Genomic DNA, 7,917 nt, shown 5'->3' with positions numbered 1-7,917 from the left:
GTTGAAACGTGTTCGTATGGCCGCATGCGAAGCCTTGCCGTCTATCCGTTCTCAAGACAACAATCCGATGGTACCTGTAAACCCACCAGTTTCCGCAGGTGCCTTTGTTGGGCGCATCTTCGGAGGAAATTCGTAGATGCTCTTCCGAAAGATATCCAAAGTCCGGAAGCCACTTTTCCAAGCCAAGGCATTAAATTCTGCAACAAACTCTTCGAGATCGAAAAAAAGCTGGAGGACCTCTCGAGCGAACAACGCAAACTCGAGCGTCTTGAACGGGAAAAGCCTGTTCTAGAGGCCTTTTGGGTATGGGTTGTTTCCGTTAAGAGTAAGGTGTTGCCCAAATCCAAACTAGGCGAGGCTTTAAAATATGCACTCAATCATAAGGATGAGTTTATGAACTATTTACTGGATGGCAACTGCTCCATATCCAACAACCTTGCTGAAAACAGCATTCGACCCTTTACCATAGGTCGAAAAAACTGGCTTTTTAGCGGAAGCCCAAATGGAGCTTCGGCGAGTGCCGCCGTTTACAGCATCATTGAAAGCGCAAAAGCGAACAGCCTTCAACCTTATAAAATTGCCCGGAGTGCAGTTCGGCCAGCACCCCGAATTTCTCGAAGATTACCTTCCATGGAGCCCAGAAGTACAAGCAGCCTGCCAATAGAGCACAAGCTTTGTTTTTTTTCCATCCACCGAGTTATTTGACGCTTACCAAGAAAGAACCTCTTTAGTGACTGAGCTATTTCTTGAGTAGAATGTTTATTCTCAGATACAAGATGATCAAGTTTGGGAAATGATTGTGCTTGAGAGTTTACGATCGTCTGTTCCAAAACCCCAATCATTTGGTGAACTGATTCTGGACTTTTCTCGCTGACCATCAATAGCACTTTCGAGTCGATTGATTCATAATTTACAAACGTGGACTCTAAGTGTTTTACTTCCTTATGCTTGTATAAACAAGTAGGCAATAAACCAAGGAAATTCTTATGCGAACATTGTTGAAATGAACAATTCCTTTTTTAACTTAATTTACGTTTCTTTCAAAACACTGCCCGCATAGAGCCCTCCGCCGATAAGCATCATAATCAGAATACAAATGGAATGGCAACTGCATTGTTCATTCTAAAACGAGTCACAGATTTCATAGCTCGATTCCTCCTTTTTCCGAAAATTGAGTAGTTAGTTACTAGAGTTTATTTGCGGGTAATAACAGGCAACAAGCTATCGAGTATATAGGGCACGTGATTCGGAGTCAGTTTTTCGTATAAGACCTTTTTTGCTGGGAGAACCGACTTTATTTTATCAGCAAGCCATGAGTCGCCGATGTTGCCCTTGTTGACAAAACAAGCTACAGGACCGGCTTCACACTTGTCCAAACATCCGCTTTTTCGAACTTCTACATATTCGGTTAAATGGCGATTCTTGATCTCTGTCTTAAAGGCTTCGTAAAGTGCCGCCGCCCCCATATCACAGCAGCAAATTTTTTTCCCGAAAGAGCGCTGTTTCATGCAAACACGAATTTCCACAACCCCCATAATTCATACACCTCCTCTGATTCATTACAATTTGAGCGAATTATCTCCATGACTTAGGAAAGTTCTTGTATGCAGCTGAAAGCGATTTGATTTCCTTTGGGGCTAGGCCTGAGCGCTTGAGCTCATTTCGGAAAGCCCCAATTCCCCTGTTGCGGTAGATATGCCCCCAAATAAAGACCTTGATCAAACTGACAGCAATTCGGGCTAAGCTTGCGGCAATTCGAATAATGGATCTCATGATTCACGTATAACCTTTGCCAATGATTGCATTAAATTCATATAATCTTTCGTCATACGGAGCGCTTCTTCCCTTGGAATGCCTGCTCCTGTCAGCTCTTTATACATATTAGCGACTTCTTTGCCCATCTGTGTACCTACTCCCTCCGAGTAGAGCGCGTGCATCATTTCATTGGCCAACTTTGGCAATTTGTCCGCAACTATTTCCAGTAGATCACTGATTTGTTTAATAGGTATCTCTCTCATATGGTTAGCCTCCTTATCGCCTTAAGATAATCCGGGATTCGCGCTCCCGGTAAGGTAAAGCTAAGCACCCATTGTAACCATTGCAGGGGCGAAAACCCTTCATCCGCTGCGGTGCTGACCGCCTTACTTTGTATCTTACGAAGCCATTTCTCTTTATCCGATGAACGCAGAGTCATTCTCATTGTCCCAACCTGAGTGAAAAGAGCCAGCTCTTCCTTTACCACCTTTTTAAAGTTTTTATCGGTAAGCAGCAAATTAAAAAACTGAAGTTTTTCCTCATCCGAGCAGCGCCCCTGCAGGTACTGAAGTGCAAGATCCTGCTTTACTTCATCGTCCATCCTGATCTCCCCCTAATCGTTCCTTTAGCTTTGTACGAGCATAATGACACCGGCTCTTCGCTGTTCCTTCAGGAATACCCAAAACGCCAGCAATCTCTTTATAAGTCAATCCTTCAATATACACACCGTAGAGGATTTCGCGTGACAACGGATCGAGCGCATACAGCATTTCGTTTACGAATAAATGACTGTAATCTGGGTTTATCTGCTGCTCCCAAATTGAATCTGTTTCTACAACAGCGGTTTCGTGGGCATTTCTACGAAGCCTGTCGACCATCTTCCGATGCGCGATTGTTAGAATCCAAGCCTTTGGGGATCTTAAATCATCCCAATCGGAAATTTGCCTGTACACGGCGGTAAACGTCTCCTGAAAAATATCTTCTATTAAAAAGGAATCACGAAGACGAATTTTCAGAAAAGCATACACACTGTCGGCATGCGCCTCATAAATATGCTCAAACTGCATCTCCATCCTTCCTTTCTATAAGTTAAGTCGCAGGAGAACAACAAATGGTTCAATCAAAAGTAATTCATTTATTATGCCCTCCTAGACAAGACGAAGTGATTTGAAGATTAGCATCAGCTTTGTGATTTTTTTTAATTATAAGCTGAAAAATAAAAACTCTCGAGATCAATTTGATCTTGAGAGCTTATTTTGCGTTGATGGTACACGTAGAGGGAACCCCATGATCTCTCGTCAGATCCTAAGTATAGCGTGCCAAATAGTGGATTTATTAAACACAAGAATATCGAACCCTTGCCCAGTCCTTCCGCGCGGGACTGAACCCCTGACCTCATCACTGCCAGCGATGCGCTCTCGCGAAATGGTCAAGCACACTACCCCAAACAGGGTAAGCGTCAAATAACTCGGTGGATGGAAAAAGAACAAGGCTTGTGCTCTATTGGCAGGCTGCTTGTACTTCTGGGCTCCATGGAAGGTAATCTTCGAGAAATTCGGGGTGCTGGCCGAACTGCACTCCGGGCAATTGACTGAAGATGTATTGGAGATATTATTGTACTTCTGGGCTCCATGGAAGGTAATCTTCGAGAAATTCGGGGTGCTGGCCGAACTGCACTCCGGGCAATTGACTGAAGATGTATTGGAGATATTATGCCCTTAGGGTGTTTTCGATCACAGTTGTTGAAGCATGGTTGCGAATCTCCAGTGTTACGGCTCCAAAACGGATGACAATCTCTGAAGATGATTCCTGACTGCCGGAATGAGAGCCAGCTGCGGAAACTGGTGGGTTTACAGGTACCATCGGATTGTTGTCTTGAGAACGGATAGACGGCAAGGCTTCGCATGCGGCCATACGAACACGTTTCAACNCCTGCGGAAACTGGTGGGTTTACAGGTACCATCGGATTGTTGTCTTGAGAACGGATAGACGGCAAGGCTTCGCATGCGGCCATACGAACACGTTTCAACCAATAATAATACCTCTTTGGATCAATATTTTGTTCCGCACACCATGTTGAGATGGTTTGTCCACTACTGAGGCATTCTCGGACAATTTCAGTCCATTTGTTTAATCGATACTGCTTAGTAACTTCTCTGGTATCCATCTCTAAACCTCCCTTTGGAGTTTTTCGACCGAAGTCTAAAAACTCTGATTAAGGGAATTGTCTCAAAGAATGAGGGAAGTTTCTATACACTAACTTATTTGACGCTTACANACACCATGTTGAGATGGTTTGTCCACTACTGAGGCATTCTCGGACAATTTCAGTCCATTTGTTTAATCGATACTGCTTAGTAACTTCTCTGGTATCCAWCTCTAAACCTCCCTTTGGAGTTTTTCGACCGAAGTCTAAAAACTCTGATTAAGGGAATTGTCTCAAAGAATGAGGGAAGTTTCTATACACTAACTTATTTGACGCTTACCAGCCTTTTGTGATAAACGGGCAGTTAAGCGTGGTGGTAACTGATAGTTTATATTGATGGGCAGGATAGTTGAATCATTTCATGCGAAACCGCCAAACCATTTTTGAAAGGAAGTGACAAATATGAAAACATCAATCAATTTGTACTCAATTAATATCCTAGTCCTACTTTTTTTAATTTTAAGTAGTGTACCTTTTCAACAAACGGATTCAAATAAAAACTTAAAATACAAACCAGGAGAATATACTTTAGAGGATTTGAAAGTACATGATACCAAGACTAACAAGATTATTTCAATTGGAATGAGCAAGACGGAAGTAACAAATTTACTTGGTCAAGAGAAGGAAATCAATTTTAGGAAGATTTACTATTATGATGGATTAAAGGTTTATTATAGAGATGATAAAGTTGCGGGTTTAATGGTACTCGCAGGCGATAATATTGATAATAGATATCAAACTTATAGAGGAGTAGGTCTTACTTCTACTATGCAAGATGTGATGGACAGGTATGGTGAAACTAAAGTAGAAGAGTTATTTGGAAGCTACTCGGCAACATATCAAGGCAAACTTGATGGAACAATCCTAAAAACAAATAGTAATAATGACCCATTGTGGCTATTGACAAACCAAGAAAGAATTTATGTAATCTCATTTGGCTTTTTTAATAATTCGAATAAGAGTGTATCAGGAATATATATTTCAGATCATACGTTTGCTTATTCTGGGAAGTGACGGCATCGCATCATTAAACTAACGTAAGAACGATAGCAACTAAAACAGGGAGCAGCCCGCCGCGGAGCTGCTCCCTGTTCCATTGACGGAGTTTAGTTCCAATATGTGGTATTATTCTTGTTAGTGTTGGGTGTCCTAATATGTATATCTGGAGGAAGAGAATATGAGCAGAATGAAAGAGTTTCAAAGACTACACGAATTGAATGAATTGTTGGTGCTTGGGAACGCATGGGATTTACCCTCAGCACACGTTCTTGAAAAGGCCGGTTTCAAAGCAATCGGGACAACGAGCTGGGGGATAGCCGCTAGCTTGGGGTATTCTGACGGGGAAGCGATTGATTTCGAATTACAGCTTGCCGTGATTCAACGAATTGTTAATCATGTACAAATTCCCGTCACAGCTGATATTGAGTCCGGCTATGGACCTAACGACGAGGCAATTGTCACCAACGTCTTGAAGGTCGCGAATCTCGGAGGTGTTGGAATCAATATAGAGGACTCGTTGAAAGCTTCTGCGGGGCTGAAACGACTGTCGGAACAATGCGGTCTTCTTGCCAAAATAAGAATCGCCCTAGATAACAGTGGTTTCGGAGACTTTTTTATTAACGCAAGGACTGACCCCTATCTTCTCAATCTTCAAGATCCGCTCAACGAGACACTGACCCGATCAAAACATTATGTAGAGAGTGGTGCATCCGGGATCTTCGTACCCGGATTAAAGGATAAGGAAGAAATTAAAATGATTTCCTCCTCCACGTCTGCACCGCTTAATGTCATGGCACTTCCTGACCTTACGGATTGCGACAAGTTAAAGGAACTGGGAGTTCGACGGTTAAGCTTAGGTGGATCGTTGTATCGTAAAATGACTACGTTACTTGAGCAATGTGCGGTTGAAATGCTTGATTCACATGATGCCTCAATTTTATTTGAATGAAACAAATACTGTGATTTTTAGGACAGCAATATTGTAGTGCCATTAAGCTATCGGGACACGATAGTTCAACAAACTACAAAGTGAGGTTGCCGCGAAATTGATCGGCAGCCTCATTAAGCTATTGGGCAGGAAGTTTTATCAACTTCACGAATACGTTAGCATCGTACACTAAGCGAAATCACAAACTGCGTCTCAGGGAGGAGTAGGGAATATGGAAAGCTCGAATATGTGGGATGCAGAATGGGACATTACAGAGAAGGTCGCCTCGGAAATAATAAGTAGCCAGTTTCCGCAGCTAGCATCCAAAACCGTCAAAAAGCTGGGTTACGGCTGGGACAATACCGTTTTTCTTGTTGGAGACAAATATGTATTTCGTTTTCCCAGAAGAAAAGTGGCAATCAAATCATTATACATCGAAGGGAAGATATTGCCGCATCTTGAGGAGTATATTCCTATTCCTTACTCTAAGCCGCTGTTTTTCGGGGTAGGGGGCAGCGACTATCCTGCGCCATTCCTTGGTTATCCCTATATAAATGGTAAGTTTCCTATGGGATTGGCTGATGGGCAGCGCGTGTTATCGGTGAAAGCACTCGCACATTTTTTAAGGAAGCTTCACTCCTTCCCCGTACAGAAGGCGCAAGAATATGGGATTCAGCATGACCACCGTAATCTTACCGATATTTCGCAGCGTAAGCGGAAAATGCACTCTTTTATGTCCAATCTTGCCACGCATTTGAATGAGAAAGAGCAACGTACAATCAAGGATTATTTAGAGCGGCTTACCATTGAGCGAGTCGAGTCAAAGCATGTTTTCCTTCATGGCGATCTTCATTTTAAAAATATCTTGGTGGATGAAAAAGGGCTGGTTTCCGGGATTATTGACTGGGGAGACATGAATATCGGCCATCCTGCCTGCGACCTCAGTATTGGATACAGCTTCTTGCCACCGCATGCTCGTTCGGATTTTTTCGAACAATACGGGGGCGTTGAAGAAGAGACGAAAATACTGGCACGTTTAATAGCCGTATATATTCCAATTCTAATTTTGATGCAAGCAGTTGATGACAGGGATGAAACGGTGGCCGCGGAAGCAAAGACGACGATAATGCGCGCTCTTGCAGATTAAACTGGGTTTGTGAATGGTTTGTGAATAACGGATTGCATTAGTAAAATTCTCAGGTAGGCTATTACGCTAACGGAAACAAGAACTTATTAAACAACAAATGGGGCTGCCACGGAACGAATCGGGCAGCCTCGTTAAGCTATTGGGCAGTATACTGCGGATGCATCTTTTTACTTTTTTATTAAGATAAAGGTCAGTATTGCTCAAAATAAACTTGTTACATGGTATTATGTGGTAAAAGACGATTGATAGGAGAATTTATGTCAACTCACATTTATTTTGTTCGTCATGGTATAGCTCCATTTTCACTGGAACTTGAATTAGCAGGAGGAGCAAGTCTCTCCGAACAAGGAAAATTAGACTCAAAAAGAGTAGCTGAGTTGTTAGGTGATGAAAAAATAGATGTTATAGTTTCTAGTTCGTATAATCGAGCAAAAGAAACGGTTACTCCTCTGGCAGAGCTGTTACAAAAAGAGATTGTTCAATTCGAAGAGCTTATTGAAAGACCGATTGCGAGCTTGAAATACCCAACATCTGAAGAACAGCTAATACTTGGAATCGAAAGATCATTTACGGACGTTGATTATTGCATGCCTGATGGAGAGACAACAAGACAAGCTCGAGAACGAGCGATACCAATAATATTAAAATTGCTGTCTGACTATGATGGAAAGAAAATAGTTATCGGTACACATGGAAATATTATGACGATAATATTAAATTACTTTGATTCTAATTACGGATTTGAATTTTGGAAGCAAACAAGCAAACCTGATGTATATAAACTTGAATTTAAAGAAAACAAATTAATAAATGTTGAGAGATTATGGACATCATCCTAGTCAAGCTGACTAAGCTAACGTAGGAACGATAGCACAATAAACA

General features: G+C 42.1%; 9 protein-coding genes and 1 pseudogene. 5 read left to right on the top strand and 5 right to left on the bottom strand.

What is annotated here, in order from left to right; genetic code table 11:
* Positions 1-96: 96 nt before the first annotated feature.
* Positions 97-664: pseudogene (locus ASG93_RS18590) on the top strand (IS66 family transposase); the annotation flags it as partial.
* Positions 665-1,193: 529 nt separating this feature from the next.
* Here ASG93_RS18590 and ASG93_RS18585 read toward each other — a convergent pair.
* The 5 genes from ASG93_RS18585 to tnpA all read right to left on the bottom strand — a co-directional run.
* The gene (locus tag ASG93_RS18585; protein WP_056834116.1) at positions 1,194-1,535 is read right to left on the bottom strand and encodes a (2Fe-2S) ferredoxin domain-containing protein; all 342 of its coding nucleotides are present in this window, start codon (positions 1,533-1,535) and stop codon (positions 1,194-1,196) included.
* Between the two features lie 234 nt (positions 1,536-1,769).
* Positions 1,770-2,018, bottom strand: coding sequence for a hypothetical protein (locus ASG93_RS18580; protein ID WP_056834114.1), 249 nt, complete (start codon positions 2,016-2,018; stop codon positions 1,770-1,772).
* Positions 2,015-2,356 (bottom strand): hypothetical protein, encoded by a 342-nt coding sequence (locus ASG93_RS18575; protein ID WP_056834112.1) that lies wholly within the window; start codon positions 2,354-2,356, stop codon positions 2,015-2,017. The genes ASG93_RS18580 and ASG93_RS18575 overlap by 4 nt, the downstream gene beginning before the upstream one ends.
* Entirely contained in the window at positions 2,346-2,822 is a 477-nt protein-coding gene (locus ASG93_RS18570) for an RNA polymerase sigma factor (RefSeq protein WP_056834109.1), read from the bottom strand. Before ASG93_RS18570 ends, ASG93_RS18575 begins: the two co-directional genes overlap by 11 nt.
* 864 nt (positions 2,823-3,686) lie before the next feature.
* The coding region (gene tnpA / locus ASG93_RS37205; RefSeq protein ID WP_414858877.1) for an IS66 family insertion sequence element accessory protein TnpA at positions 3,687-3,922 on the bottom strand (236 nt) is incomplete at its 3' end.
* Between the two features lie 441 nt (positions 3,923-4,363).
* Here tnpA and ASG93_RS18560 point away from each other — a divergent pair.
* From ASG93_RS18560 to ASG93_RS18545, 4 genes are all read left to right on the top strand, one after another.
* Positions 4,364-4,975 carry a hypothetical protein gene (locus ASG93_RS18560; protein WP_056834105.1) on the top strand — a complete coding sequence of 204 codons (612 nt, stop codon included), beginning with the start codon at positions 4,364-4,366 and terminating at the stop codon, positions 4,973-4,975.
* A 163-nt stretch (positions 4,976-5,138) separates the two neighbouring features.
* The gene (locus ASG93_RS18555; protein ID WP_056834103.1) at positions 5,139-5,909 is read left to right on the top strand and encodes an isocitrate lyase/PEP mutase family protein; all 771 of its coding nucleotides are present in this window, start codon (positions 5,139-5,141) and stop codon (positions 5,907-5,909) included.
* Between the two features lie 211 nt (positions 5,910-6,120).
* On the top strand, positions 6,121-7,035 hold the full coding sequence (locus ASG93_RS18550) for a phosphotransferase (protein WP_056834101.1): 915 nt from the start codon (positions 6,121-6,123) through the stop codon (positions 7,033-7,035).
* Positions 7,036-7,292: 257 nt separating this feature from the next.
* Positions 7,293-7,874 (top strand): histidine phosphatase family protein, encoded by a 582-nt coding sequence (locus ASG93_RS18545; RefSeq protein WP_056834099.1) that lies wholly within the window; start codon positions 7,293-7,295, stop codon positions 7,872-7,874.
* The last annotated feature ends 43 nt before the right edge of the window (positions 7,875-7,917 follow it).

The organism is Paenibacillus sp. Soil787 (genome assembly GCF_001429545.1).
Lineage (GTDB): Bacteria > Bacillota > Bacilli > Paenibacillales > NBRC-103111 > Paenibacillus_E.
This window is presented reverse-complemented; position numbering and strand designations above follow the sequence as displayed.